The organism is Acidovorax sp. LjRoot118, from assembly GCF_964253575.1.
Classification (GTDB): domain Bacteria; phylum Pseudomonadota; class Gammaproteobacteria; order Burkholderiales; family Burkholderiaceae_C; genus Acidovorax.
In genome coordinates this window covers 2,942,056-2,966,055 of record NZ_CAXURB020000001.1, presented here as the reverse complement: position 1 = coordinate 2,966,055, position 24,000 = coordinate 2,942,056, and the positions used below count along the sequence as shown (strand labels likewise).

The 24,000-nt window shown below is 66.0% G+C and carries 27 protein-coding genes and 1 pseudogene; 20 read left to right on the top strand and 8 right to left on the bottom strand.

The features are described 5' to 3' along the window. Positions 1–284: 284 nt before the first annotated feature. Together ACSQ9E_RS13945 and ACSQ9E_RS13940 are read left to right on the top strand one after the other, a co-directional pair. Positions 285–767: a GreA/GreB family elongation factor gene (locus ACSQ9E_RS13945; RefSeq protein ID WP_436218144.1), complete on the top strand. Its 483-nt coding sequence runs from the start codon at positions 285–287 to the stop codon at positions 765–767. A 61-nt stretch (positions 768–828) separates the two neighbouring features. Continuing rightward, the gene (locus ACSQ9E_RS13940) at positions 829–1,212 is read left to right on the top strand and encodes a RidA family protein (protein ID WP_436218143.1); all 384 of its coding nucleotides are present in this window, start codon (positions 829–831) and stop codon (positions 1,210–1,212) included. 85 nt (positions 1,213–1,297) lie between these two features. Here the strand turns inward: ACSQ9E_RS13940 and ACSQ9E_RS13935 are convergent, their stop codons facing one another. Beyond that, entirely contained in the window at positions 1,298–1,423 is a 126-nt protein-coding gene (locus ACSQ9E_RS13935) for a hypothetical protein (protein ID WP_436218142.1), read from the bottom strand. Between the two features lie 106 nt (positions 1,424–1,529). Further along, positions 1,530–2,168, bottom strand: a complete 639-nt coding sequence (locus ACSQ9E_RS13930; RefSeq protein ID WP_436218141.1) for a TetR/AcrR family transcriptional regulator — start codon at positions 2,166–2,168, stop codon at positions 1,530–1,532. Positions 2,169–2,245: 77 nt separating this feature from the next. On the opposite strand from ACSQ9E_RS13930, the gene ACSQ9E_RS13925 reads away from it, so the two are divergent. After that, the gene (locus tag ACSQ9E_RS13925; RefSeq protein ID WP_436218140.1) at positions 2,246–3,358 is read left to right on the top strand and encodes an aldo/keto reductase; all 1,113 of its coding nucleotides are present in this window, start codon (positions 2,246–2,248) and stop codon (positions 3,356–3,358) included. A 19-nt stretch (positions 3,359–3,377) separates the two neighbouring features. On the opposite strand, the gene ACSQ9E_RS13920 is transcribed toward ACSQ9E_RS13925, so the two are convergent. Further along, on the bottom strand, positions 3,378–4,268 hold the full coding sequence (locus ACSQ9E_RS13920) for a LysR family transcriptional regulator (protein ID WP_436220222.1): 891 nt from the start codon (positions 4,266–4,268) through the stop codon (positions 3,378–3,380). A gap of 121 nt (positions 4,269–4,389) precedes the next feature. Here ACSQ9E_RS13920 and ACSQ9E_RS13915 point away from each other — a divergent pair, with 121 nt between their 5' ends. The 8 genes from ACSQ9E_RS13915 (at position 4,390) to ACSQ9E_RS13880 (ending at position 11,853) form a co-directional block, all read left to right on the top strand. After that, positions 4,390–5,835 carry an MFS transporter gene (locus tag ACSQ9E_RS13915; protein ID WP_436218139.1) on the top strand — a complete coding sequence of 482 codons (1,446 nt, stop codon included), beginning with the start codon at positions 4,390–4,392 and terminating at the stop codon, positions 5,833–5,835. A 64-nt stretch (positions 5,836–5,899) separates the two neighbouring features. Beyond that, positions 5,900–6,235 carry a hypothetical protein gene (locus tag ACSQ9E_RS13910; protein WP_436218138.1) on the top strand — a complete coding sequence of 112 codons (336 nt, stop codon included), beginning with the start codon at positions 5,900–5,902 and terminating at the stop codon, positions 6,233–6,235. Positions 6,236–6,287: 52 nt separating this feature from the next. Next, entirely contained in the window at positions 6,288–6,644 is a 357-nt protein-coding gene (locus ACSQ9E_RS13905; protein ID WP_436218137.1) for a copper-binding protein, read from the top strand. Continuing rightward, the gene (locus ACSQ9E_RS13900; RefSeq protein ID WP_436218136.1) at positions 6,644–7,114 is read left to right on the top strand and encodes a hypothetical protein; all 471 of its coding nucleotides are present in this window, start codon (positions 6,644–6,646) and stop codon (positions 7,112–7,114) included. Before ACSQ9E_RS13905 ends, ACSQ9E_RS13900 begins: the two co-directional genes overlap by 1 nt. A gap of 443 nt (positions 7,115–7,557) precedes the next feature. Continuing rightward, positions 7,558–8,613 carry a diguanylate cyclase domain-containing protein gene (locus tag ACSQ9E_RS13895; protein ID WP_436218135.1) on the top strand — a complete coding sequence of 352 codons (1,056 nt, stop codon included), beginning with the start codon at positions 7,558–7,560 and terminating at the stop codon, positions 8,611–8,613. 189 nt (positions 8,614–8,802) lie between these two features. Beyond that, positions 8,803–9,366 (top strand): hypothetical protein, encoded by a 564-nt coding sequence (locus ACSQ9E_RS13890; RefSeq protein ID WP_436218134.1) that lies wholly within the window; start codon positions 8,803–8,805, stop codon positions 9,364–9,366. Between the two features lie 109 nt (positions 9,367–9,475). Continuing rightward, positions 9,476–11,164, top strand: a complete 1,689-nt coding sequence (locus tag ACSQ9E_RS13885) for an ATP-binding protein (protein ID WP_436218133.1) — start codon at positions 9,476–9,478, stop codon at positions 11,162–11,164. Beyond that, positions 11,161–11,853, top strand: a complete 693-nt coding sequence (locus ACSQ9E_RS13880) for a response regulator transcription factor (protein WP_436178182.1) — start codon at positions 11,161–11,163, stop codon at positions 11,851–11,853. Before ACSQ9E_RS13885 ends, ACSQ9E_RS13880 begins: the two co-directional genes overlap by 4 nt. Here the strand turns inward: ACSQ9E_RS13880 and ACSQ9E_RS13875 are convergent. Further along, positions 11,804–12,301: a hypothetical protein gene (locus ACSQ9E_RS13875; RefSeq protein WP_436218132.1), complete on the bottom strand. Its 498-nt coding sequence runs from the start codon at positions 12,299–12,301 to the stop codon at positions 11,804–11,806. The two genes, ACSQ9E_RS13880 and ACSQ9E_RS13875, sit on opposite strands and share 50 nt — an antisense overlap. A gap of 151 nt (positions 12,302–12,452) precedes the next feature. Here ACSQ9E_RS13875 and ACSQ9E_RS13870 point away from each other — a divergent pair, with 151 nt between their 5' ends. Further along, positions 12,453–13,211 (top strand): CPBP family intramembrane glutamic endopeptidase, encoded by a 759-nt coding sequence (locus tag ACSQ9E_RS13870; protein WP_436218131.1) that lies wholly within the window; start codon positions 12,453–12,455, stop codon positions 13,209–13,211. A gap of 5 nt (positions 13,212–13,216) precedes the next feature. Here ACSQ9E_RS13870 and ACSQ9E_RS13865 read toward each other — a convergent pair whose 3' ends face one another. Continuing rightward, entirely contained in the window at positions 13,217–13,672 is a 456-nt protein-coding gene (locus ACSQ9E_RS13865; protein ID WP_057265342.1) for a hypothetical protein, read from the bottom strand. 130 nt (positions 13,673–13,802) lie between these two features. Here ACSQ9E_RS13865 and ACSQ9E_RS13860 point away from each other — a divergent pair, with 130 nt between their 5' ends. Both ACSQ9E_RS13860 and gor read left to right on the top strand, forming a co-directional pair. Next, positions 13,803–14,564 (top strand): CPBP family glutamic-type intramembrane protease, encoded by a 762-nt coding sequence (locus ACSQ9E_RS13860; protein ID WP_436218130.1) that lies wholly within the window; start codon positions 13,803–13,805, stop codon positions 14,562–14,564. A gap of 157 nt (positions 14,565–14,721) precedes the next feature. After that, the gene (gene gor / locus ACSQ9E_RS13855) at positions 14,722–16,116 is read left to right on the top strand and encodes a glutathione-disulfide reductase (protein ID WP_436218129.1); all 1,395 of its coding nucleotides are present in this window, start codon (positions 14,722–14,724) and stop codon (positions 16,114–16,116) included. Between the two features lie 58 nt (positions 16,117–16,174). Here the strand turns inward: gor and ACSQ9E_RS13850 are convergent, their stop codons facing one another. Beyond that, positions 16,175–16,999 (bottom strand): EAL domain-containing protein, encoded by an 825-nt coding sequence (locus ACSQ9E_RS13850; protein WP_436218128.1) that lies wholly within the window; start codon positions 16,997–16,999, stop codon positions 16,175–16,177. 253 nt (positions 17,000–17,252) lie between these two features. On the opposite strand from ACSQ9E_RS13850, the gene ACSQ9E_RS13845 reads away from it, so the two are divergent. The 3 genes and pseudogenes from ACSQ9E_RS13845 (at position 17,253) to ACSQ9E_RS13835 (ending at position 20,157) form a co-directional block, all read left to right on the top strand. Beyond that, complete coding sequence (locus ACSQ9E_RS13845) at positions 17,253–17,870, top strand: hypothetical protein (protein WP_436218127.1); 618 nt, start codon at positions 17,253–17,255, stop codon at positions 17,868–17,870. Positions 17,871–17,963: 93 nt separating this feature from the next. After that, positions 17,964–18,778 (top strand): annotated as a pseudogene (locus ACSQ9E_RS13840) (LysR family transcriptional regulator). A gap of 86 nt (positions 18,779–18,864) precedes the next feature. Further along, entirely contained in the window at positions 18,865–20,157 is a 1,293-nt protein-coding gene (locus tag ACSQ9E_RS13835) for an IS4 family transposase (protein WP_436220221.1), read from the top strand. 179 nt (positions 20,158–20,336) lie between these two features. Here ACSQ9E_RS13835 and ACSQ9E_RS13830 read toward each other — a convergent pair whose 3' ends face one another. Together ACSQ9E_RS13830 and ACSQ9E_RS13825 are read right to left on the bottom strand one after the other, a co-directional pair. Then, positions 20,337–21,485, bottom strand: a complete 1,149-nt coding sequence (locus tag ACSQ9E_RS13830; RefSeq protein WP_436218126.1) for a hypothetical protein — start codon at positions 21,483–21,485, stop codon at positions 20,337–20,339. 121 nt (positions 21,486–21,606) lie between these two features. Further along, positions 21,607–22,542, bottom strand: a complete 936-nt coding sequence (locus ACSQ9E_RS13825; RefSeq protein WP_436218125.1) for a DUF6910 family protein — start codon at positions 22,540–22,542, stop codon at positions 21,607–21,609. 129 nt (positions 22,543–22,671) lie between these two features. Here ACSQ9E_RS13825 and ACSQ9E_RS13820 point away from each other — a divergent pair, with 129 nt between their 5' ends. Genes ACSQ9E_RS13820 through ACSQ9E_RS13810 form a run of 3 tightly spaced genes read left to right on the top strand, consistent with a single transcriptional unit; the run spans position 22,672 to position 23,928 of the window. Beyond that, on the top strand, positions 22,672–22,875 hold the full coding sequence (locus ACSQ9E_RS13820) for a hypothetical protein (RefSeq protein WP_436178192.1): 204 nt from the start codon (positions 22,672–22,674) through the stop codon (positions 22,873–22,875). 14 nt (positions 22,876–22,889) lie between these two features. Continuing rightward, positions 22,890–23,120 carry a hypothetical protein gene (locus tag ACSQ9E_RS13815; RefSeq protein WP_057265328.1) on the top strand — a complete coding sequence of 77 codons (231 nt, stop codon included), beginning with the start codon at positions 22,890–22,892 and terminating at the stop codon, positions 23,118–23,120. A gap of 28 nt (positions 23,121–23,148) precedes the next feature. Further along, positions 23,149–23,928: a hypothetical protein gene (locus ACSQ9E_RS13810; RefSeq protein WP_436218124.1), complete on the top strand. Its 780-nt coding sequence runs from the start codon at positions 23,149–23,151 to the stop codon at positions 23,926–23,928. Positions 23,929–24,000 lie beyond the last annotated feature (72 nt).

Below are 24,000 nucleotides of genomic sequence, written 5' to 3'. Positions count from 1 at the left end.
TCCAGGAGTTGAGGCCAGGGCGTAAGCGGAGCTTGGCGTCCAGGAGCGCCGTGCTGGTGGTTGTCCTGGCAGCGCTTGTGCTGGCGATGGGTGCCGCCATCTACAAGAATGGGTCGCACAAGACGACTGCTCTAGAAGCCGCCCAACGCGCGGCCGCTGCCGCCAAGGAGCTGAGCTCCAGTAACAGCAGGCGCGTGCAGATGCAGAGCGAAGCGTCGAACGCGGGTGAAGCCCTTCACAATCAAGACCTGCCATCCGCTTGTTAAAGATGCCTACTTTTCACCATGGATAAATTCTTGCTGCAGCAGCAGGTGCTGCAACGGCTCGCCCAAGACCTGCTGCAAGCCGAACAGGCAATGCGGGCGGCCCATGAAACGGCGACCCACGAAGAAAACATCGCCGAAAACAAATACGACACCTTGGGACTCGAAGCCGCCTACCTGGCCACCGGCCAGGCCCGGCGCGCAGACGCCATCCGCCAGGCGATGGCCAACTGGCGCCAATGGCGCCCGCGCCCCTACGACGCCAGCCAAGGCATACAGCTCGGCGCGCTGGTCTGCCTGGTCGATTCCGACGACAGGCAGCAACAGCTCTTTCTCGGCCCGGATGGGGGCAGCATGAAGCTGCTCAGCGGCGCGCAGCCCGTTCAGGTCATCAGCAGCGAAGCCCCTTTGGGCAGGGCCATGCTGGGCAAATGCGAGGGTGATGAGGTGTCGATACAGTTGGCTCCAACCCGACAGCAGTTCGAGGTGCTGCGGGTCTATTGAGAGCGGCTAACCAACAACGCCAGAAGAATTTCGTTCGCCGCAGCCCACTTGACCAAACCCGATGAATGAAGCCGAACTCAATGCAGGGCTCTGCGCCACGCCGCAATACCGCTACGCGGATCGCCTCGGCGATCGTCTGTTTGTGGCTGGCCAGGTGCCTCTCGATTCCCATGGCCACTTGGTAGGCCCACAGGACCCCGGCGCACAAGCCTTGCAATGCTTGCGCAACCTGGAGCGGCTCCTCGCAGTACACGAATTTCAAATCAAGGACATTCGACAATTGGTCGTGTACGTGATCGGAGACCAAGCAAGTCTCTCTGCGGCATGGTCAGCGGTCGCAGGCTGGTTTGGTGGCCAGGTTCCGCCAGCGACCCTGCTGGGTGTTGCCGGACTGGGCTACGTGGGACAACTCGTAGAGATTGACGCCACCGTGATCAAGGCCTGAGGGCATCGCATCGCATCACATGGCGCTTGGCCCTTCCATCGAAGGGACCAGCATCTGTTGACGGGACAGAACACTGGTCGGACGCTCACTGTTCGCCGGTTTCGCTTTTCTTCTTCTTGTCTTGGTCGTAGTGCCACTTGATGGCGAAAAACATGCCCGTGCCGAACACGAGAACCTTGAACACAATGAAGACTACAGGGACCCAATCCATCTTTTCCTCGCTATCACTGGATACTAATTGCCGTGATCGTAGCAAGCCTGAAGGTATATAGCGCTGGACATTTTGTCTCACCCACCCGGAGCAAAGCGGGCTGAATTTACCGCGCCTCAGCCCCCGCGCGAGCCGGCCACGCCTGCATCGCCGTGGTGGCTACGCGCAGCAGCTTCTCGCGCGGCGCGCCGTCGCGTGCCAGGGTCGATATGCCCTGTATCACCGCCATCACATGCCCGGCCAGGGCATTGGCGTCGGCGCTGGTCGGCAGCTCGCCGCTGGCGATGGCCTTGGCAATGCGCTGCTCCAGCATGGCCTCGATGCCGCGGCGCAGGCCGGCCAGGGTTTCCTTAACCTCGCTGGCTGCGTCCGAGCAGCTGATGGCCGAGCTGGCCAGCAGGCAGCCGGCGGGCGTGTCCGCACCGCTGGAGCCGATGGCCGCCGCCTGCAGCAGGCCCCAGGCCGCGTCGCGCGCCGAGGCCGCGCCGTCGATGATGGTCTGCGAGGTGACCGGGCCGCCGGACACATAGTGCCCCACGGCCGCCAGAAACAGCCCCTTCTTGTCGCCAAACACCGTGTAGATGCTGGACGGCGTGACCCCCAGCGCGGTGGTCAGGTCGTTGAGCGAGGTGGCCTCGTAGCCGTGCTGCCAGAACAGCAGCATGGCCTGGTTCAGCGCCACGTCCCGGTCGAACGACAGGGGGCGGCCTTTTCGGCGGTGGGCAGCGGGTTCCTTGGTTTTCATAGCGAGCACTATGAAATCGATTGCCCGGTTTGGCAAGGGCTGCTATATTTTCCTATCAATCACTAGGAAATCAATCCATGTCCCTCACCGACTACCGCACGCTGGGCCGCTCGGGCCTGGCCGTCAGCCCCCTGGCGCTGGGCACCATGACCTTTGGCGCGCCCCGCTGGGGCTCGGGCGAAGACGCTTCGCGCGCTGTGTTCAATGCCTATGTGGAGGCCGGCGGCAACTTTGTGGACACGGCAGACGTGTACTCCAGCGGCGCCAGCGAGGAGATGCTGGGCGGCTTCATCGCCGAGCGCGGCCTGCGCGAGCGCATCGTCATTGCCACCAAGGCGGGTTTCTCGGCAGGGCAGGGGCCGCATGCCGGGGGCAACGGCGCCAAGCATGTGCATGCCGCACTGCACGCCTCGCTGCGCCGCCTGCAGACCGACCATGTGGACCTGTACTGGGTGCATGTGTGGGACTCTGCCACTCCGGCCGAGGAGCTGCTGGAGACCATGGCCGCCCTGGTGCGCAGCGGCAAGGTGCGCTACTGGGGCGTCTCCAACGCGCCAGCCTGGTACGCCGCCCAGTTGGCCACGCTGGCCGCCGAGCGGGGCCTGCCTCGGCCCATCGGCCTGCAGTATTTCTACTCGCTGGCCAACCGCGACATCGAAGACGAGCATGTGCCCCTGGCCGGCGAGTTCGGCATGGGCATCGTGCCCTGGAGCCCGCTGGCCTTCGGCTTTCTGGCAGGCAAGTACGACCGGTCTACGGTGGAGGCCGGCGCACCCCGCGCAGGCGGCCTGCCGCGCGAAGTGGCCGCAGCCGGCCAAGAGCGCCCGGCCGGCGACAAGCGGCTGGACGGCGCCAACCCGTTCGGCGATTCCCTCTTCACCGAGCGCAACTGGGCCATTGTCGATGTGCTGCGCCGCGTGGCCGCCGAAGCCGGGCAGACCCCCGCGCGCGTGGCTCTGGCCTGGGTCACCGGGCGGCCCGGCATCACCTCTACCCTCATGGGTGTGAGCAGGGTGGAGCAGGTGGCCGACAACATTGCTGCGCTGGATGTGGTGCTGTCCCCAGAGCACCGCGCGGCGCTCGACGAGGTGAGCGCATCGCCGCCGCGCATGCTCTATAACCTGTTCACCCCGGCTGCGCGCCAGCAACTGGTGTCGGGCGGGGACACGGTCGCGCCCTGGCGTGCCTGAGCCGCAGCGCGCCAGCTTGCTACGCTGCGCACACCTCCAGCACCAGCCCCCGCAGCCAGCGGTGCGCCGGGTCGGCATGCAGGCGCGGGTGCCACAGCAGTGACACGGTGATCTCGGGCACCGGCACGGGCAGGGCAAAGCTGTGCAGGCCGGCGCGCAGGCCGGCGGTGTGCCGCTCGGGCACGGTAGCGATCAAATCGGTGGCGCGGGCCAGCGCCAGCGCGGTGGCAAAGCCGCTCACGATGGTGGCGATGTCGCGCACCAGGCCCAGTGGGCCCATCACCTGGTCGATGGGCCCTTGCTCCAGCCCGCGGCGTGACACGGCAATGTGCCGGCCGGCCACGTAGCGCTTCGTCGTCACCTTGCCCTTGTTCAGCGGGTGCCCCGCGCGCACCACGCCCACAAAGCGGTCGCGCAGCAGCGCCTGCACCCGCACCTCGGGGCCCATGGCGGGGCCGAGCACGCCGGTCTCCAGGTCCACCTCACCATCGCGCAGCGGGGTGCTGTCCTTGTCGGGCTTTTGCACAAAGCGCAGGCGCACGCCCGGCGCCTCGGCCGCCACGCGGGTGATCAGCGCGGGGCCGAAGGTCTCGGCAAAGCCATCGCTGGTGCGCAGGGTGAAGGTGCGTGTGAGCTGCGCCAGGTCGGGCGCCTGGGCAGGGCGCAACACGGCCTCGGTGTCGTGCACCAACTGGCCCACGCGCTCACGCAGCTCCAACGCCCTAGGCGTGGGCACCAGGCCGCGCCCGGCGCGCACCAAGAGCGGGTCACCCGTGGTCTCGCGCAGGCGTGCCAGCGCCCGGCTCATGGCCGAGGGGCTCAGGTGCAGGCGCCTGGCGGCGCGCGCCACATTGCCTTCGGTCAGCAGCACATCCAGGGTGACGAGCAGGTTCAGATCGGGGCGGGGCACATGCCCATTGTCGCTGTCTGGCATGGCGTCTGGTGCACTGATTAAATGCAAACGCTGCGTCTTCCGCCATGGCTGGTAAATCCCTAACCTCGGTGCATTCCTCTGCTTTTACCGGCGCACCATGATCCACACGACCCTTCCTGCAACCCCCGCTGCCGCAGCGCCACGCGGTGTGCTGGCCAGCCTGTCGCTGGCGATGCTGCTGTCGTCGCTGGGCACCAGCATCGCCAATGTGGGCCTGCCCACGCTGGCACAGGCTTTTGGCGCCAGCTTTCAGCAGGTGCAGTGGGTGGTGCTGGCCTACCTGCTCGCTATCACAACGGCGGTGGTCAGCGTGGGGCGCCTGGGCGACCTGCTGGGCCGCAAGCGCTTGCTGCTGGCGGGCATTGGTTTGTTCACCGGGGCATCCCTGCTGTGCGGCCTGGCACCGTCGCTCTGGCTGCTGATCGCCGCGCGCGCCGTGCAGGGCCTGGGTGCCGCCGTGATGATGGCGCTGGCCATGGCCCTGGTGGCCGACGCGGTGCCCAAGGCGCGCACGGGCAGCGCCATGGGCCTGCTGGGCACCATGTCGGCCGTGGGCACGGCGCTGGGGCCCACGCTGGGCGGGGCGCTGATCACGGGCTGGGGCTGGCCGGCGCTGTTCTTCATCAACCTGCCGCTGGGCGGGGCCGCGATGTGGCTGGCACGCCGCTACCTGCCTGCGGACCGCGAGCGGGCCGCCACGCAGCGCCCGCGCTTCGACATCGCCGGCACCGTGCTGCTCGCGGCCACACTGGCCGCCTATGCGCTGGCCATGACGCTGGGGCGCGGCCATTGGGGTGTGCTGAACGCAGCGCTGCTGGCAGGCGCCGGTGTGGGCCTTGCCCTGTTCGTTTGGGTGGAGCACCGGGCAGCGGGCCGCGCAGGTGGTGCCGCGCCGCTGGTGCCCCTGGCGCTGTTCTCCAAGGGCCCGGCCCTGGGCGCCGGCTTTGCCATGGGGGCACTGGTCACCACCGTGGTCATGGCCACGCTGGTGGTGGGCCCGTTCTACCTGTCGGGCGCGCTGGGGCTGGGTGCTGCGCAGGTGGGCCTGGCCATGTCGTGCGGGCCGCTGGTGTCGGCCCTGGCCGGCGTGCCGGCCGGCGGCCTGGTGGACCGCCTGGGAACCCAGCGCACTACCGTGGCCGGACTCATCGCCATGGCGGCAGGCTCGGCTGCGCTGGCGCTGCTGCCGGCGGTGTGGCCGGCTTCGGGCGTGCTCGGCTATGTGGCAGCACTGGCCGTCATCACCGCTGGCTACGCGCTGTTCCAGGCCGCCAACAACACGGCAGTGATGGCCGGCGCGGGTATGCAGCGCGGCGTTGTGTCGGGCCTGCTCAACCTCTCGCGCAACCTGGGCCTGGTGACCGGCGCATCGGCCATGGGCGCCGTGTTTGCCTGGGGTGTGGGCGGGCAGGGGACAGCCACAGCGATGCCCGGCGAGGTGCTGCGGGGCATGCAGGCCACCTTCGGCGCGGCGGTAGCGCTGGTGGTGGGGGCGATGTGCATTGCGTTGGTGGCGCGGGCGTCTTCGCGCCACGGGGACTGACAGGCCGGGGGAACCTCCTGCCGGGCAATGAGTCTGTTAGCGTGTCACCCTTTCACCGCATTGCATGAACCTCATCCAGCGCATTTCCGCCGCGATCCTTGCGGCCGTGGCAAGCAGCGGCTGCACCATGGCGGCCGACACCTTGTCGGGCTGCATTGCGGTAGGGCCCGGCCGATTCGACCTGCGCACGGCCCCGGACCAGATCTATTTTGTCGAGGTCAACCGCGAGGTCATGGAGCAGATCAAGGCGCTGCAGGGCGATGCCCCCTTGTGGGTGGCACCCGTTCGTGTCAAGGCTTCTGTACGCAAGCACGACCAGGCCGGCCCCGCCGGCAAGTACGGCGCCATTGCCAAGGTCACCGAGCTGGCGGCATCGGACGATCTGACCCTGTGCCGTTGAGCGGGCATTGCCCGCTTGGTGTTTGCTGGCGGTGTGCGGTATGTTTTTTCGCATGACTGCCGCACCCCTGCCCACGCTCCGCTCCCTGGCCGCCACCGCGGCGCTGCTGCTGTGCTGCCTTGCGGGTGCGGCGTCGGCCCAGGCGGCGGCAACGACCGCTGCCGCCGACCCTGCCACCGTCTACACCCATGGCGAGTTCCGCGCCGTCTCGCAGGAGCCGGGCAGCCGCGACACCTTTGCGCACATCAAGGTGGCGCCGGGCGTCAAGATTCCGTTTTCCACCATCACCTTCCGTGTGCGCGATGCGGCACTGCTCAAGGGCCTGCAGCCCGGCACGCGCGTGGAGTTCCGCTCCGAGCGGGTCGAGGGCGAGAACGTGCTGGTGGCCATCCGACCGCGTCAGCAGTGATGGATGAACGCATTGGGGCTTTGGTCGCGTCCACCATCGACCACCTGGGCAATTCCGAACTTTCCGTGGCTGAGATCGAAGCCGCAGTGCTGGCCCTGTCGGATGGCGACGCCATGCTGGCGCGCCGGCTCATCGACGTGGTGCCCGAAGGCTTTGGCCTGGTGCTGGTATCGCACATCGAGAGCGCTCAGAGCATGCAACTGCCCACCGCATTCTCGGTGCAGAACACAGCGGGCGACTGGGTGGAGTTCCCCTTCCAGTGCGAGCCCATCTTCATCGCCGCCGTGCTGGCTGCGCAGCAGATGTTCCACACCGGCCCGCGCCTGAAGTTCCAGACCGTTACCGACCGCAGTGCCTTGCTCAACACGGTCAACAATGCGCTCAACAATGGCGGCTCGCTGGAGGCATCGACCCTGGCCGGGCCCCGTTTCCTGGGCATTGCTGCTGCTGTGTATGACCGAGTGGAGTAGCCAACGGTGGTGAAAATTCCGCGACGCAATAGAAGCCCTCGCAAGAGCTCCTTTCTGCTGGAACTCACCCAGCGCATCCCGCCCGGCTGGCTGGTTGCGATTGTTTTCTCTGGGGTCATCGGCTCATTTGCGCTGCTCATTGCATTTGCAAGCCTCTTTGTGCCTCCGCAGAGCAGCAGCGAAGCCGCGCAATGCCGTCAGCGCTGCCTGCCTCGGGCCGGCGTGATGCAGGATGACAAGGATTACCCCATGTCCGCCAGAGGCCAGTACCGAAAGGTATGCAGGTGCAGCTGATACCCGCACGGGCTTCCCGGGCGGTATCGGGGGTTCAGGGGAAGAGGGTATGTCCGACGTGACTGCGCACGGCACTCGCCAATAATCCGGTATCCTCCACCGCCAGCCAACACGCCATGGACCTTGCGCTTTCCCCTCCGCCGGATGATGTGAGCATCCTCACCGCGCTGGCCGACCCCCGGCGCCTGGCCGCCGTGCAGCGCACGGGCCTGCTCGACAGCCCGCCCGAGGAGAACTTCGACCGCCTCACCCGCCTGGCCTCGCGGCTCACGGGGGCGCCGGTGGTCTTTGTCTCGCTGCTGGACCAGGGGCGCGATTACCACAAGAGCCTGGTCAGCCCCGTTGCAGAGGCCCCCGGCAGCAGCCGCGTGCGCATGGGCCGCACCTTTTGCCACTACGTGGCCGTGACCAAGGTGCCCCTGGTGATCGAAGACGCCACGCTGCTGCCGGTGTTCCGCGACGTGCCCAGCGTCAAGGCCATGGGCGTGCGCGCCTATGCCGGCGTGCCGCTGCTCACGGAAGAGGGCGACACCCTGGGCACCTTCTGCGCCATCGACTTTGCCCCCCGGCACTGGACCGAGCAGGACATCGACGTGCTCACCGAGTTCGCCCACTCCGCCCTGCGCGAGATCCGCCTGCGCATGGCCCTGCAGCATGCCGATGCCGTCAACCAGCAGTTGGTGGAGCAGATCCAGCGCGTGGACGAGCTGAACATGAAGCTCGAAGAGCTGGCCACCACCGACCCCCTGACCGGCCTGCGCAACCGCCGCGCTTTCGACAGCCACATGGCGCAGGAGCTGGCCGTCGTGCAGCGCCGCGGCACGCCCCTGAGCCTGCTCATGCTCGACGTGGACCACTTCAAGCGCGTCAACGACACCCTGGGCCACGACGGCGGCGACCGCGTGCTGCAGGCCATTGCCGGCCACATGAAGGCCTGCGCCCGCACGGTGGACGTGGTGGCCCGCGTGGGCGGCGAAGAGTTCGCCGTCATCCTGCCCAGCACCGGCGAGGCCGGCGCCCACGAAGTCGGCGAGCGCATGCGCCAGGCCGTGGAAAACGGCCTATGGGACGAAATGCCCGTGACCATCAGCGTGGGCGTTGCCACGCTGGTGGATGGCGAGGATGCCGAACGCATTTACGGGCGTGCCGATGCCGCGCTGTACGCGGCCAAGCAGGCGGGGCGCAATAGGGTGCAGCAGGCGTAAGGCCAGTCGTCACCGGGGAGGCGGACGGCGGCCCCATGCCGCCCTGGCCGTTCATCCCGCGTTCATCTTCTGCTCACGGCCTTGTCATCTGGCATTCAGGCCGCGTCCATACCGCTTTGGTGAACTGTAGGTCTCCCAGGCAGCCATCCGGCAGCTGGGGGGAACCAACCATTTCAACCAGAGAAAACCATGAAAACATCCATCTGCATCGCCGTCGCCAGCCTCCTGGTGGGCGCAGCCGTTCTGCCTGCCGCCGCCAAGGGCCCGGTCGTCAACCATGCCATCTCCGAAAGCGAGGTGCTCGCGGCCCAGCAGGCCTGGTGCAAGGCGCTGGTCGACATCAGCACCACCAACACCGCCAGCGGCCCGGTGGCGGCCAAGGCGCTGGCCGAGAAGGTGATCGACGCCGCCTACGGCTACCAGATGGGCGCCATGCTGTTCAAGCCGACCCTGACCACCACGCCCCAGACCTTCCGCACCACCCGCGAGGGCGCGCTGGCCTACTTCGTGGGTGGCAACCCGGCCTACCCCAAGGACACGGGCTTCGCCCTCAAGGGCTGGACGAAGTGCGAGATTGCCAATGCCGCCGTGTTCATCGCCGGTGACTCGGCCAACACCATGGGCAACGTGATGTTCACCGACAAGGCCGGCAAGGTGACCACGGTGGACAAGACCTGGGCCTTCGTCAAGGACGATGCGGGCAAGCTGCGCATCGTAGTGCACCACTCGTCGCTGCCGTTCACCGGCAACTGATGAGTGGCGGGGCCGGGTACCCCCGCCCCGCGCCCGGCCTGACAGGCGCACCGCCGGTGCGCCTGCCAAGCTTCATAATCCGAGCCTCCCGACCAGGCCTTTCGCCCCCATGTACCGCGCACGACTCTCCCTGGCCTTGGCCGCCCTGGTGGCCCTGGTCTGCATCCAGGCCGCCTTTGTGTACTGGGGCGCCAACCGCGTCAACGACTACGCCCAGCACAGCCGGCTGGCCAGCGACATCCAGGCCGAGCTGCTGGACCTGTCGGCCAACAAGCAGCGCCTGCGCGTGTGGGCCATGCAGCGCCTGATGAACACCGATGCCCAGCCCGAGCAGCGCGAGCGCCTGGTGGCCAGCATGGTTGCCAGCGCCGCCAACCTCGACGACCTGGTGCGGCGCGACCTGGCGCTGTGGACCGAGCTGGTGCGCCGCGAGGGCGTCAGCATGCCCGCCGAGGTGCCCCAGCTCGTGGGCGTGACCGAGTTGCTGCGCGACAACATCCAGGCGGTGGAGGCACGGCTGGCGCAACTGGTGCCGCTGGAGCAGGGGGCCGACTTTCCGGCCCTGTGGGGCGAGCTCACCGAGGTGTTCGACATGGCGCGCGGGCGCGACCTGCGCGAGCTGATCAACGGCGCCATTGCACACCAGCGCGCGGCCGTGCCGGTGGCGCGCGCCGCCACCGAGCGCGGACTCGATGTGCTGCGTGCGCAGGCCATCGGCATGGCCCTCATCACGCTGGTGGTGGCCGTGGTGCTGGCGCTGCACCTCAAGGGGCGCCTGCAGCGCCCGCTGGACCGGCTGCTCGAAGGCACGCAGGCCCTGCAGGCCGGGGCACTGGACCACCGCGTGGCCACCGGCTCCAACGACGAATTCGACCGCGTGGCCCAGCACTTCAACGCCATGGCGGCCGAGCTGCAGCAGCACCGCGCCCGCGCCGATGCCGCGCGCCGCGGGCTTGAAGACGCCGTGCAGGCCCGCACCCAGGAGCTGAGCGCCGCGCACGACACCCTGCAGCGCCTGGACCAGCGCCGCCGCCAGCTGTTTGCCGACCTGGGCCACGAGCTGCGCACCCCCGCCACCTCCATCCGCGGCGAGGCCGAGATCGCGCTGCGCGGCGGCAACAAGCCTGCCGACGAATACCGCCAGACCCTGGCGCGCATCGTGGGTGGGGTGGACCAGCTCACCCGCGTCATCCACGACCTGCTGCTCATCGCCAAGGCCGAGGCCGACCAGTTGGTGATGCACCCGGCCCCGGTGGACCTGCGCGCCCTGCTGGGCGACGCCGCAGAGCAGGGCGCCGCCCTGGGCGCTGCGCAGGGCGTGCAGGTGCAACTGCTGGACGACAGCGGTGCACTGCCCATCGGCCTGGTCACCGTGCTGGCCGACGCCGACCGCCTGCGCCAGGCGCTGGTGATCGTGCTCGACAACGCGGTGCGCTATTCGGCGCGCGGCACTACCGTGCGCATCGGCCTGCAGGGCATGGCCGGGGCGAGTGGGGTGAGTGGGGCGGTTGAGGTTGCGGTAGTGGTGCGCGACGAGGGCATCGGCATCGACGCGGACGATTTGCCCCGCGTGTTCGAGCGCTTTGTGCGCGGGCGCCGGGCGCGCGCCCACCGTGCCGACGGCACGGGCATCGGCCTGTCCATCGCCCAGGCCATCGTGCAGGCGCACCAGGGCCGCGTCGATATTGCCAGCGTGCCGCAGCAGGGCACGGTGGTGCGCATCGTGCTGCCGCTGGTGGCGGCCCCACCACCCGGCACCGTGCAAGCCGCAGGCATGCAGCCGAGGGCGCTGGCATGAACAACCAGATCCTGGTGGTGGAAGACGATGCGCGTGTGGCCGACTTCCTGGTGCGCGGCCTCAAGGCCGAGGGCTACCGCGTGGAGCTGGCCCGCACCGGGCCCGAAGGCCTGGCCCTGGCGCGCGGCGCCGAGCCCGGCGTGCTGCTGCTGCTGGACCTGATGCTGCCCGGCCTGAGCGGGCTGGAGCTGTGCCAGACCCTGCGCGCGGAAGGCCGCCACATGCCCATGCTGATGCTCAGCGCGCTGAGCAACACCGAAGACAAGGTCAACGGCCTGCGCCTGGGCGCAGACGACTACCTGACCAAGCCCTTTGCCTTTGAGGAACTGCTGGCCCGCATCGAGGCCCTGCTGCGCCGGGGCCGCGAGCAACGCCCGCGCGCCAGCACCCTGCAGGTGGCCGACCTGGTGCTGGACCTGGAGCGCATGCAGGCCAGCCGCGCCGGCCAGCCCATCGCGCTCACGGCCCGCGAGCTGGCCTTTCTGGAGCTGCTGATGAGCGCGCCTGGCCGCGTGTACAGCCGCGAACGCATCCTCTCCAACGTCTGGGGCACCAACGAGGACCCCCTGACCAATGTGGTCGACGTGTACGTGCGCCGCCTGCGCAGCAAGATCGACGAGGGCCACGCGCTGGCCCTGATCAAGACCGTGCGCGGCTTTGGCTACCGGCTGGACGCCACGGCCGATTAGGGCCCTGCGGCTTCCGGCTCAGGTGGACAACGAGCCAGACCGTCAGCCAGGGCGATGCGGCCAACGCCACCAAGTCGGCCCGGGCCAACAGCCTCATCGGGCTGCGCACGGAGACCGTCCCCAGAAAATACAGCAGCCCCAGCGCGCAGACCCCGATGGCCGCCGCGCATGCTGCGGCGGGTCGTTGTGCGGGTGCCACCAGCGCGCAGAGAAACACCGCCATCAGGCCCGGCATCGATGCCCCGCCAATGTCCAGCACCAGGCGGGCGGCCAGCAGCAGGCCGCATTTCACGCTGGCAGGGTCACCGCCATAGCCTGCCAGCGGCGGCGGGCAAGCCGCCACGGTGGTGTGTGCGAAGACCCACCACATCCAGCAGCCGACCAGGATCGCGCCGACGAACACAAAGGGCAGGGCGCACCAGCGAAGCCCGGTTTTCAAATAGTGCATAGCTTCTTGTAGAGAACCAACGGTGCGCCAGTGTTGCCCCGTTTTGTGAGGCCTGTATGAAGTGCTGGTCCGCGCTATGCTCTCCAAGGCACATGCCACTGGCGGCCACTGCAAGACCGCCCTGGCTCGCCGACCACCCCACCTGGCTTGCATGACACCTGACCACACCACTGCGCCCCCCGGCGCCGACTTCCCCTTCTATAACGGCCAGCCCGTGGCGCTGGGTGCGCGCCAGTGGTGCTTCATCCTGCTGGCCTTGGCGGCGGCCTATGGTGCGCTGTACATCCCCGCCATGGTGGCGTGGCGCGTGTCCGGCGGCTGGGCTGCCGTGGTCCCGGCCATCGTGTTCCCGCTGTTGCCGCTGCTGGCGCTCAGGGCGGTGGCGGGGCCGCAGTGGCAGGTGCTGTTCAGGCGCATGGGCTGGCGCGACCTGGGGCTGGCCGTGGGCCTGGTGTTCCTCAGCATCGGCGTGACGGTGGCCGTCGCCCTCATCGTCGCGCACTTCTTTGGCGCCGTGCCCAATCCCGTGATCAAGGCGCTGGCCGGCATGGGCACGAAAGAAAGGCTGGTCTTCATGGCCAGCACCATCCCGCACCTCATTGGCGAAGAGATCCTCACCGTGCTGCCGTTCCTGGCGCTGCTCACCTGGCTGGCCGGCCCGCTGCGCTGGCCACGGCGCCGGGCCATCGTGGGTGCGTGGCTTTTGTCCTCCGTGCTGTTCGGTGCCCTGCACCTGCCGACCTATGGCTGGAACGTGGCGCAGAGCCTGATCATCATCAGCACCTCGCGCGCGGTGCTGTGGCTCGCGTACCTGCGCACCAGGAACCTGTCGGTCGCTGCCCTGGCGCACATCCTCAATGACTGGTTGCTGCTGGGCTTTGTGGTGCTGCTCGGGGCCGTGATCGGGTAGCAGGGTCAGCACCGCGCCCTGCGCGATGGCCGCACCGCACGCGCCACGAGCAAGGCCGCTAGCCAGGGCGAGGCGGCGCTGGTCAGGCCCACGGCGATGACCAGACCGGCAGGCCGCAGGCTGTGCGTGCTGACCAGCATGTACAGCACCGCCAGGGCGCTGGTACCGATGGCGGCGATGCGTGCGGTAGCCGCCTTGTTCGCGGGCGCCACAGCGGCGCACAGCAGCACGGGCAGGGCGCCCGTGAGGGCCGCGCCAACGATGTCCTTGGCCAGGTAGACCACCAGGGGCCAACTGCATTTCTTGTCGCCGCTGGCGCCGCCGTACCAGACCAGGTCGGGCGGGCAGCGGGCCAGTGAGAAGTCGCCGAGCTTCAGCCACAGCCAGATGCCCAGGCCGATGGCTCCGGCGAAGACGAAGGGTTGGGCTAACCGGCGCAGCGGGTGGGGTACGAAGTTCATTGGAGGCGGGTACAACGGGCGCACGGGCATGTGCCTGCCAAGTGTTGCCCACGGCTGTGAGGCCAGTGTGAAGTGTCAGCCCACCGAAATGCCTTCTAATGTGCTTTACCGCCCCCCTGCACATATCCTCATGACCCTTGCGCAGACCCCCGCAGCCACGCCTGGCGGCGCCGACTTCCCCTTCTACAACGGCCGGCCGCTCGCCCTGGGTGCGGGCCGCTGGTGCGTGCTACTGCTGGGCGCGGCGCTGGGCTTTGCCGCGCTGTACCTGCCCATGCCTGCAGCCTGGGGGGCTTGGGGCGCGGTGGTGCCGGCCATCCTGTTCCCGCTGGTGCCCTTGCTGGCGCTGCGGGCGGTGGCCGGGCCGCACTGGCAGGTGCTGTTCAGGCGGGTGGGCTGGCGCGACCTGGGCCTGGCCCTGGGCGTGGCGCTGCTCAATATCGCGGTGACCGTGTTGGTGGCCCTGCTGGTCAACCGTCTGTTCGGCGAGGAGGCTTCCAACCCCGCGTTCGGTGCGCTCGGGCGCATGGACACAGGCGAGCGCATGGCCTTTTTTGCGCGCACCATCCCCCAACTCATCGGCGAAGAAATCATCACCGTGCTGCCCTTCCTCGCCGTGCTCGCCTGGTTGTCGGGCCCGCTGGGCCTAAGCCGAGGCCAGGCCATCGTGGGGGCCTGGCTGGTGTCGGCGCTGATCTTCGGCGCCCTGCACCTGCCCACCTATGGCTGGAACGTGGCGCAGTGCTTGCTGGTGATTGGCTCGGCGCGGCTGGTGCTGTCGCTGGCCTACCTGCGCACCAAGAACCTCGCCGTGTCCGCCATGGCGCACATCGCCAATGACTGGCTGCTTTTTGCAGGGGGCCTGGTGCTGGGCACTGCCGTCGGGGCCTGAGCCGCCACCCTGGTACGCGGCACGCGGCCGAACTTGGCCCTGCAGCGCTCTCTTGTTCAGCGTTGCCTTACCATCCCCGTGCGCATGCAGATTGCCTGCCAGCGCCATGCATGTGCGTGCACGGGGCCGCAGTACACAGTGACAAGGAAAAGATGCCATGGGCACGTATGACTATGATTTGTTTGTGATCGGTGGCGGCTCCGGCGGCGTGCGCGCCGGCCGTGTGGCCGCCTCGCTGGGCAAGCGGGTGGCCGTGGCCGAGGAGTACCGCTTTGGCGGCACCTGCGTCATCCGCGGCTGTGTGCCCAAGAAGCTGTTCGTCTACGCCTCGCAGTTCCACGAGCATTTCGAGGATGCTGCGGGCTACGGCTGGCAGGTGGGCACCCCCACCTTCGACTGGAAGGCGCTCATCGCCGCCAAGGACAAGGAGATCGCCCGTCTCGAAGGCCTGTACCGCCGTGGCCTGGACACCAACGGCGCCGAGATCATCGACAGCCGCGCCGAGCTGGTCGACGCGCACACGGTGCGCATCGTGGCGACCGGCAAGACCGTTACCGCCGAACGCATCGTCATCGCCACTGGTGGTGCGCCCAACCCGCATGCCGCGCTGCCAGGGCACGAGCTGTGCATCAGCTCCAACGAGGCCTTTGACCTGGCCGAGCTGCCGCGCTCCATCCTGATCGCCGGCGGCGGCTACATCGCCGTCGAGTTCGCCAACATCTTCCACGGCCTGGGCGTGGAGGTGACGCTGATCTACCGCGGCAAGGAAATCCTCTCGCGCTTTGACCACGACATGCGCCAGGGCCTGCACAAGGCCATGGTGGACAAGGGCATCCGCATCCTGCTCACCGATGTCATCGAGAACGTGACCAAGGTGGAGGGTGACGGTGGCGGCCTCATCGCCACCACGAAGAACGGCGAGACCATCGCCGTCGACAACATCATGCTGGCGCTGGGCCGCGACCCCAACACCCGCGGCCTGGGGCTGGAGGCGGCCGGCGTTGCCCTGGACGAGCGCGGCGCCATCATCGTCGACGCGTACTCGCGCACCAACGTGCCCAGCATCTGGGCGCTGGGCGACGTGACCAACCGCGTGCAGCTCACCCCGGTGGCGATCCACGAAGCCATGTGCTTCATCGACACCGAATACCGCGGCAAGCCCACCGTACCCGACCACGACCTGATCGCCACCGCGGTGTTCTCGCAGCCCGAGATCGGCACCGTGGGCCTGTCGGAAGAAGATGCCGCCCAACGCTATGCCGAGATCGAGGTCTACCGCGCCGAGTTCCGCCCGATGAAGGCCACGCTGTCCGGCCGCGCCGAGAAGATGATCATGAAGCTCGTCGTCGATGCCGCCAGCCGCAAGGTGCTGGGCGCCCACATCCTCGGCCACGACGCGGGCGAGATGGTGCAACTCTTGGGCATATCGCTCAAGGCCGGCGTCACCAAAGACGATTTCGACCGCACCATGGCCGTGCACCCCACTGCGTCGGAAGAGCTGGTGACCATGTACCAGCCGAGCTACCGCATCAAGAACGGCCAGCGCGCCTGAGAACCCGCGGCGGGTGGAGTGGGCGCAACACGGCCAGCCTGTAGGCAGGCGCCCGTCGTCAGCCCGGCGCGGCGCCGAACCCCGCCGCATCGACCTGTGCCATCGCCCGGAACGCTGGCCGCGCAAACAGGTAGCCCTGCATCAGCCGTATGCCGGTGTCGCGCAGAAAATCCCGCTCCGCCGGGGTTTCGATGCCCTCGGCTACCACGTCGATACCCATGTCTTCGCACAGCCGCACCAGGTTGCGCACGATGACCTGGCGTGCCCGGTTGGTGTCCACGTTGCGGATGATGTCCATGTCGATCTTGATCAGGTCCGGCTGAAAATCCGCCAGCAGGTTCATGCCCGCGTACCCGGCGCCAAAGTCGTCGATGGCTGTCCTGAACCCCAGGCGCCGGTACTCGCGCAGAATCTCGGCAAACCAGGGGCCGTCCTTGATGCGCTCGCCCTCGGTCACCTCGAAGATGATGTTCTGCACCGGAAAGCCATGCACCCGAGCCGCCTCCAAGGTGGTGCGTATGCACAGCTCGGGCTTGTAGATGGCGTTGGGCAAGAAGTTGATGGACACCGGAACCTGCATGCCCAGCTCGCTCGCCCCCTTGATGGCCTTGACCCGGCAGGCCTGATCGAACCGGTAGCGGTTGGCCTCGGTCACCTGCGACAGCACGCTGAACGCGCCTTCGCCTGCGGGCCCGCGCACCAGCGCCTCGTGCGCAAACACCGTGCGCGTGTGTACGTCCACAATGGGCTGGTACGCATACTCGAACTGAAAGCCAAGGCGCTCGCCCCGCGCGCAGTCTTCGCAATCCTGCCGTGTGCCCGCCAGGGGCATGAAGCCGATGAGAAATGCTGGGTTGGCACGGGGTAGATGCTGAGTATGCATAGCAACATTGTGTCAGCAACTTGGCGGCCGCCGCCTGTCAGGGCTTGCCGATAGTGCGTGTCAGCCTTGCTGGATGCTGGGTAGTCTTTCCACGCAACGCGGTAGCCGCGCCCACCCACACCTGTTCCGGGGAAGATGCCTGCGTGAGGTGCGCCGGTGCACATGCCATTGAAGCGTCGCCGCAGTCACATTTCACCGCTATGCTCGCACGCCTCGGCATGTTTCGAACGGCTTACTTTTCAAGGAATGATCGATGCTCTCAAGGATTCTGGCACTGGCTGCAATGGCGGTATTTCTATCTGGGTGCGCAACCACCGCGCAGATATCAGGCGCCGACCGGGCGGCCATCAAGTCCGTGGTAGTAAGCAGAGAGGTGGCGGTACCGGAAAAGATGACGTACATGGGGCCCGGCGGCGCAACGCACATGGTGTTTGGCGTCGTGGGCGCCTTGGCAACGCAGTCCAGCAGGGATGCCACGCGCGACGCGTTCCAGAAAGAGGTCTCCTCTGGGGCCACCATCGATCAGATCGCTTACGAAGAGACGCTCGCCCAGTTGCGCCAGTCGGGCAAGTTCCCGCTGAGGGACACCCGGGACGCAGGGAGCGCGACGTTGCACATATTGGTGGAAGGTTATGGCTTCAGCATCCCCAACGGATTCAGCTCCAACCTGGTGCCCACATTGCGCATGCGTTTAGAGCTGAAGGACAGCGGGGGGCGCGTGCTCTGGACGGCAAGAGACTATCTGTCGGTTCTGGGCGGCCCGGTGGAGCCAGTGGCCGCAGATGTGATCAGAACCAACGCTGCTGCCAGAGAAGCCTCTTGGCGAGCGGGTGCCAAGGCATTGGCGGCCAAGCTGGTGGCAACCTACTGACCCACTGCTGGCCAACGTTCGGGGGGCCGCGGACGTGGGCACTGTCAGATAGTGCCAGGTGTGCATCGTGGCGATCGACTGCTGAAATTGGCGATGCTGGGCAGTTTTACCCGCGCGGCCGAGGTCATGCAGACCACCCAGGCCGCAGTGAGCCTGAAACTCAAGCGCCTGGAAGACCGCCTCGGCTGTCGCCTTATCGAACGCACCCCGCGCCATGTCGAGCTGTCGGCACGCGGCGCGGCCTTTCTGGCACCCGCACGCGAACTGCTCGCCGTACACCAGCGCACCCTGGCCACCTTTGCCGAGCAACGCGACCGCGAGCGCATTGCCATCGGCATCAGCGACCACGTGGCCGGGCCCGACCTGCCCGCCCTCATCGCCCGCATGAACGCACACGACCCGGGCCTGGTGATCGAGATCCGCATCGGCTCCTCTGGCGGCCTGCTGCAGGCCTATGACCGGCGCGAACTCGATGTGGCCATCGTGCGCTTTCACGCCGACCGCAGCGATGGGCAGGTGCTGGCCGAAGAGCCCTTTGGCTGGTTTGCTGCGCCCACCTGGCAGCATTGCGCGGGCGAGCCACTGCCCATCGTCACGCTGGCTGAGCCTTGCGGCGTGCGGGTGATGGCCAGCCAGTTGCTCGACGAGGCTGGTGTGCCCTGGCGCGAGGCGTTTGTGGGGGGCGGGGTGGCGGCTGTGTCTGCGGCTGTGATTGCGGGGCTGGGCATAGCCGCCCTCGCGCCGCGCATGGTGCCGCTGGGGGCGGTGCAGGTAGGCGCGCGGCTGGGCTGTCGGCGTTGCCGCAGCTGCCGGTGGTGTTGCATTCGCGGGTGCGGGGTGGACGGGGGAGAAAGGCTGTGAGGGTGTTGGGGCAATCCACCGAACTTAAGCTAAAATACCCACTGTAACCCAATGATTTGATTGGGTTTTCTTGCAAATCTTCACTTGACAATGAACACCCCCATGGCAAGAAGACTCAGGGTTAACACTTGGCATTGATGGCACTGCACTTGCGCACCTGCTCAGCGAGCTGAGCCAGCACATCCACAGCGATGCCTTTGCCCAAGCCGCACGGCTGGCGCAGCACCCCAATGCCTTCACGCGCAGCCGCAAACTGCCCTTGCCGCATCTCATCGGGGCCTTGCTGTGTCAGCGCGGCTCTTCCCAGCAAGTCATGCTGGACGGCTTCTTTGGCAGCCTGGGCTCTGACGGTGATGCGCTTGGGACTGGGATTGGGCCTGGGATTGGGCTCGGGTATGTGCGCGGCGTCTCTGATCGCGCCTTTGCCAAGGCCCGCAGCCACCTCGATTGGAATGCCCTGCATGGGCTCAATGCGCGCTTGCTTGCGGGCGCGCAGGCCTGGGTGCCACGCTGGCGAGGGCGGCGCGTGGTGGCTGGTGACGCCAGTGTGTTGATGCCTGCCTTGCGCGCCTGCCATCGGCTGCGGGTGGCCAGCGCGGACCAGCGCCTGTTTGCCTTGTACCTGCCTGGCGCTGAGCTGTGCCTGCACGCCCGGGTGCATGGTGCGCAGGTGCCTGAGCGGCAGATGTTGTTCGAGGCTTTGGAGCAGTTGGAGCCTTTGGATGTGCTGGTGCTGGACCGGAGCTATCCCGCCAGTTGGCTGGTGGCCCATCTGCAGGAGCGGGGTATAGGCTTTTGCATGCGCTGCGACAAGGCCAATGGCTGGAGCGCCATGCAGGCGTTCTTGCAAAGCCACCAGGCTGAGGCCGTGGTGCAACTGAGAGCGCCCAGTGCACAGGATGCCAAGGACTACGAGTGCTCAGGTGCACCACCCTGGGTGCGGCTGGTGCGCTGTGTATCCAGCACCGGGCAGGTGCGGGTGATGGCAACCAACCTGCCCGCGCAGGACTTCCCGGCATCGGTGTTTGGGCACTTGTACCACCAGCGCTGGCGCATTGAAGAGGCGTTCAAGAGGCTCAAGCAGCGCCTCAAGCTCGAATGCATCTCTGGGCTGACGCAGCAGGCATTGCTGGTGGATGTGGCGGCCAAGGTACTGGCGGACAACCTGGCAGCACTGGTGTGCATGGCAGCGCAGACCGCCCAGCAGTTGCAGCCCGATGAGCGGGTGTGCAACCGCGCATACGCAGCGCACGTGATGCAGCGTTGGCTGGCGCGTGCGCTGCTGGCCATTCAGGACATACAGGGCTTGATTGCAGATGCGATTGCGTTGCTGGGCAAGAATCTGGTGCGCAGGGTGGCGGGCCGATCTCAGCCCAGACCCAGGCGCCATGTGAAGCCGCATCCGAACATGACTTACAAGGGGTAGATTGGCTTAAGTTCGGTGGATTGGGTGTTGGGGGCGGCGTTCAAGGGGGCATTTGCATGACCAAAACGCTGATACTTCTCCCCTCGGACGATGAACTGTAGTTGTCAAATATTTAGCAATTCATGCTCTAAAAATATTATATAACTAATGTTTTAATCGATTTTTCATTAGATGGCGCTTCAGCCTAAGTGCTCTGATTTTATATCATTTGGTATTTCTGTTTTGAAGTTTTTTATGTCAATTTCTTGTTGCCAAAATGAATTCTGGCTCGTGAGAATTTGCCATGGAAAGAAGTAGGCGTCCATTATGTTGTGATTTTCTACGACCAGTACGCGTAGATCGAATGAGCAATCATGATCTGTATACCTTTCGCAAAGGTTTTTCGTGATAGTCTTCGGATCAATGGAAGATAAATTTGATTCATGGGTGTAAAGGCGCACTTGAGTATGAAAAGGATATTTTTGCCCAAGTGAAGGAAGCTTGTGAATGATGGAGAGTTCATCTAGGTGGTGACGGAGTAACTTTTCGCGAAAATCGTCAATCAGCCAAGTGCCTTTGACATACTTCAGGATGCTCACAATTGTTAAACCAAGCTTTCTCAGGCTATCGGCGCAAATGCTGAGGGGTGGTCCAACTGCACCCTTCTTTGAACTGGATACCTCAATTCCACCGCCTGTCGACGTGAAATGTTTATCATGAATTACTGTTCCGCGAAGTGGTTCAAGTTCGGCATATAAACCGATGAGTCTTTCTTGCAGCCATGGACGACATTCTATAACTGGCGGGAATTTGGGAGAGTTCTTTAGATTTTTCAGTTTTTCTTGAAATCGAAAAGATGATGGAAGTCCATTCTCATTTAGGATCCATTCTATAAGCATATCCAGTATCTTGAATGTGCAAATAAAAATTAAAGGTGCTCCGGCTGCCAAGAATCCAGGTCGCCAGTCGCCGAGAATAACATTGCCGCGACCAAAGGTGTAGTATATGGGCTTTGGTTGGTTTATAGGGTAAATTACTGCATCAGGCCACGATGGAAATAAATCTTGCTCCGCGATAGAATGTATCGCCTCAAGAAACCATTCTTCATAGTCAACACGTTCTGCAAGTCTATCGAGAGCATCAGTCGCGAATTTCGGTTGCAAAGTCATTTTATGATTGGGCTGTTCGTTGATTTTTATAATGTAGTCGCTTTTGCGAAATTCCGTCATTGGTACGATGCCGGGGCTGCATGAACAGGTGATCGCTACTCGATCTCCGGCCCGCGCAAGGATGGACGGGATGCCTTGTACCCAACCCATATCACCCCGGTTGTGAACGAGGATGTGCATGGCGAACACTGGACCAAAATTCGTGGCTCGCGGTGCCGCCGCCCATCGGGTCGGACGCTGAGTGACACCAGCCAAGCATTGAGGTGTGCATTGTTGGCTGGGGCAGCGAGGCCGCCCCAGTTCAAGCGAGCGCGATCAACAGCAACCGCGACGCACGCTCCGGATCGTCCGCATCCGTGACCATCAGCAGCCGGTCACCCGCCAGCGCAATACCTTCGACCTTGGGCGCCCCCTGCAGCGGCGCCATGCGTTCCAGCACCCCATCCGCACCCACCCAGCCGATGGCCGATGCCACGCATTCGCCGTCCGCATAGCTGTCGTCGGTGTTCTCGGCCACGGCGCTGAACAGCCAGCCCTCGCCATTGGGCAAGGCCGCGCCATCGGTAAAGCCCAGTGGCACACCGTCCACCGAGCCCAGGTCGAACTGGGTGGTGCGCAGCGCCACCGGTGGCTCCGTGCGCGTGCCAGCGAGCCAAGCCAGCAATGGGGCCAGTGGGTAGCTGATGCAGGCATTGCGCGCATCGCCCTTGTTGCCGCGCTGTAGCAGGTGCAGACAGTCATTTCCGATGAATGCGCCTTCGATATTCAAGTCCGCAAACTCCGAGCGCAGGGGCGCGTAGAGCACAGACAGGTCCACCACCTGCGCAGCGCCATCGGGGCGCCCGGTGGCATCGAGCGCGATGACAACGCCCCGCTGCCGATTGGGCTTGGACCCGGACCCGAGGGCCAGCAGCGCCCCGCTCGGGTGTGCGGGCGACGCGGGCAGCAGGGCCAGCGCTTCCAGATCGGGCTTGCGCTTTTTGCGAGCCTTCGGCTCGGCTGGCAGGTCGCCTGGCAGGATGCGGTGCAACTGCACCAGCGGTGCCTGTGGCAAGTGCTGCAGCACGGCTGCGCCGGCAGGCAGCAGGCCCAGGTGGTGCTCATCGTCCGCCACCAGGTAGAGCAATGCGCCGGACCGCACCAGCCCGCTGGCCGCGCTCAGGTGGGCCTGGCCGCGCGGGTGGGTTGCGGGGTCGAGCAGCAGGTCCTGCAGAGGCGTTGGTGTGATGAGGTGCATGGCGATGTGAGCATAGATGAAAGCAAGGGCGCAGACGAAAAGGGAAGGGGGCGCCAAAGTCACTTCCATGCCTTCTGCCTCCTGGAAGTGGGCTAGGATTCAGCGTCTGAAATCAAAGGAGGAGGGTGCATGAAATTCCCAACTATGGCGTTCCTGGCTGCGGCGGCCGTGCTGGCCCTGCCGGCATGCAGTTCAACCGACGTTGTCCGCGCGCCGGTGGAGGCGACCATTGGCCAGCAGTTGATCGACCTCAAGAGCGCGTTCAACAACGGCGCATTGAGCAGCCGCGAGTACGACAGCCAGCGCCGCCGGCTGATCGACAGCGTGAAGTGATTGAGAACAGCGCCATGAACAAGCACAACAACCATCGGATTGCCACCATCACCATCGTCTGCGCATGCCTGGCATCGCTGGCCGGCTGCGTCAGCAGCAGCACTTCGCGCGTGACCGTGCAGGAGGGAGTCAAGTTCTCCAAGGGCCGCGAGCTCGATGACCTGGTGAAGGCCTACGACGCCCAGGCCGTGACGCGCAGCGAGTACGAAGAGCTGCGCCAGGTCATCATGAAGCGGCCCAATTGATCGAGGTGGCGAAGGGCAGGGCGATGCCATGACACCCCCGGCAACGCCGGGCCGGGCGCTGCGTGACCTGGCGCGGCACTCGCGCAGCAGCGGTGTGCCCGGGTTCCTGCCCGAGCTGTGGCTGCTCGGGCCCATCGAGTACCAGTTGCACAAGACTCTGCGCAAGCTTGGGCTGCGCACGGGCAGGGACATCGCCAAGGTCAATATCTACGGGGTGGAACATCCCGCCGCCTGGACCGGCGAGGTGTTCGATGGCTGCACCGAGGTGGAGGTCGCGGCCGACTGGAATGCCATTGCCCTGTTGCCTGCCCCCGAGCGCGCGCTGGCGGCCCATGCCGCGTTTTTGGCTGGCTTGCAGATAGTGCTGGATGCCTGCGGCGTGGACCGCAGTGCCTACCTGCCGGCCTTGCAGGCTTTGGCAGCCGATGGTTTTTACCATGCAGTGAAACTGGCCACGGTGAAGCACGACAGCGGCGCATTGGCGCTGTGGCTGGAGTGGGATGGGTCGCTCGACCTGGCTCGGCTGGTGGTGCGCGGCAAGGCGGGCGCGCGCAAGGCTGCCACCGAGCAGTTGCTGGGCTACGCTTGGCCTGACTTCGATGGCATCCGCCCGCAGGACGTTGCGGTGGACGACAGCGGGGGCATCACCATCGAGGTGTTTGCGGGCTTCATGCAGCCGGACCGGCTGTTGAGGGGCCGCTCTTACATCGACATCCCTGGTGCAGTAAGGACGCAGGTTCCGGGGCGGGAGCGGATCGTGCTTACGTTCAACTTGCCGCATGCGCGGCCGGCGCAGCCTATGGCCTGATCTGGTGGCGGCAACCTACGTGCTGCGCCTTGCATCCGACTGGCTTGCTGGGGCATCGCCAATCTCTGCTGC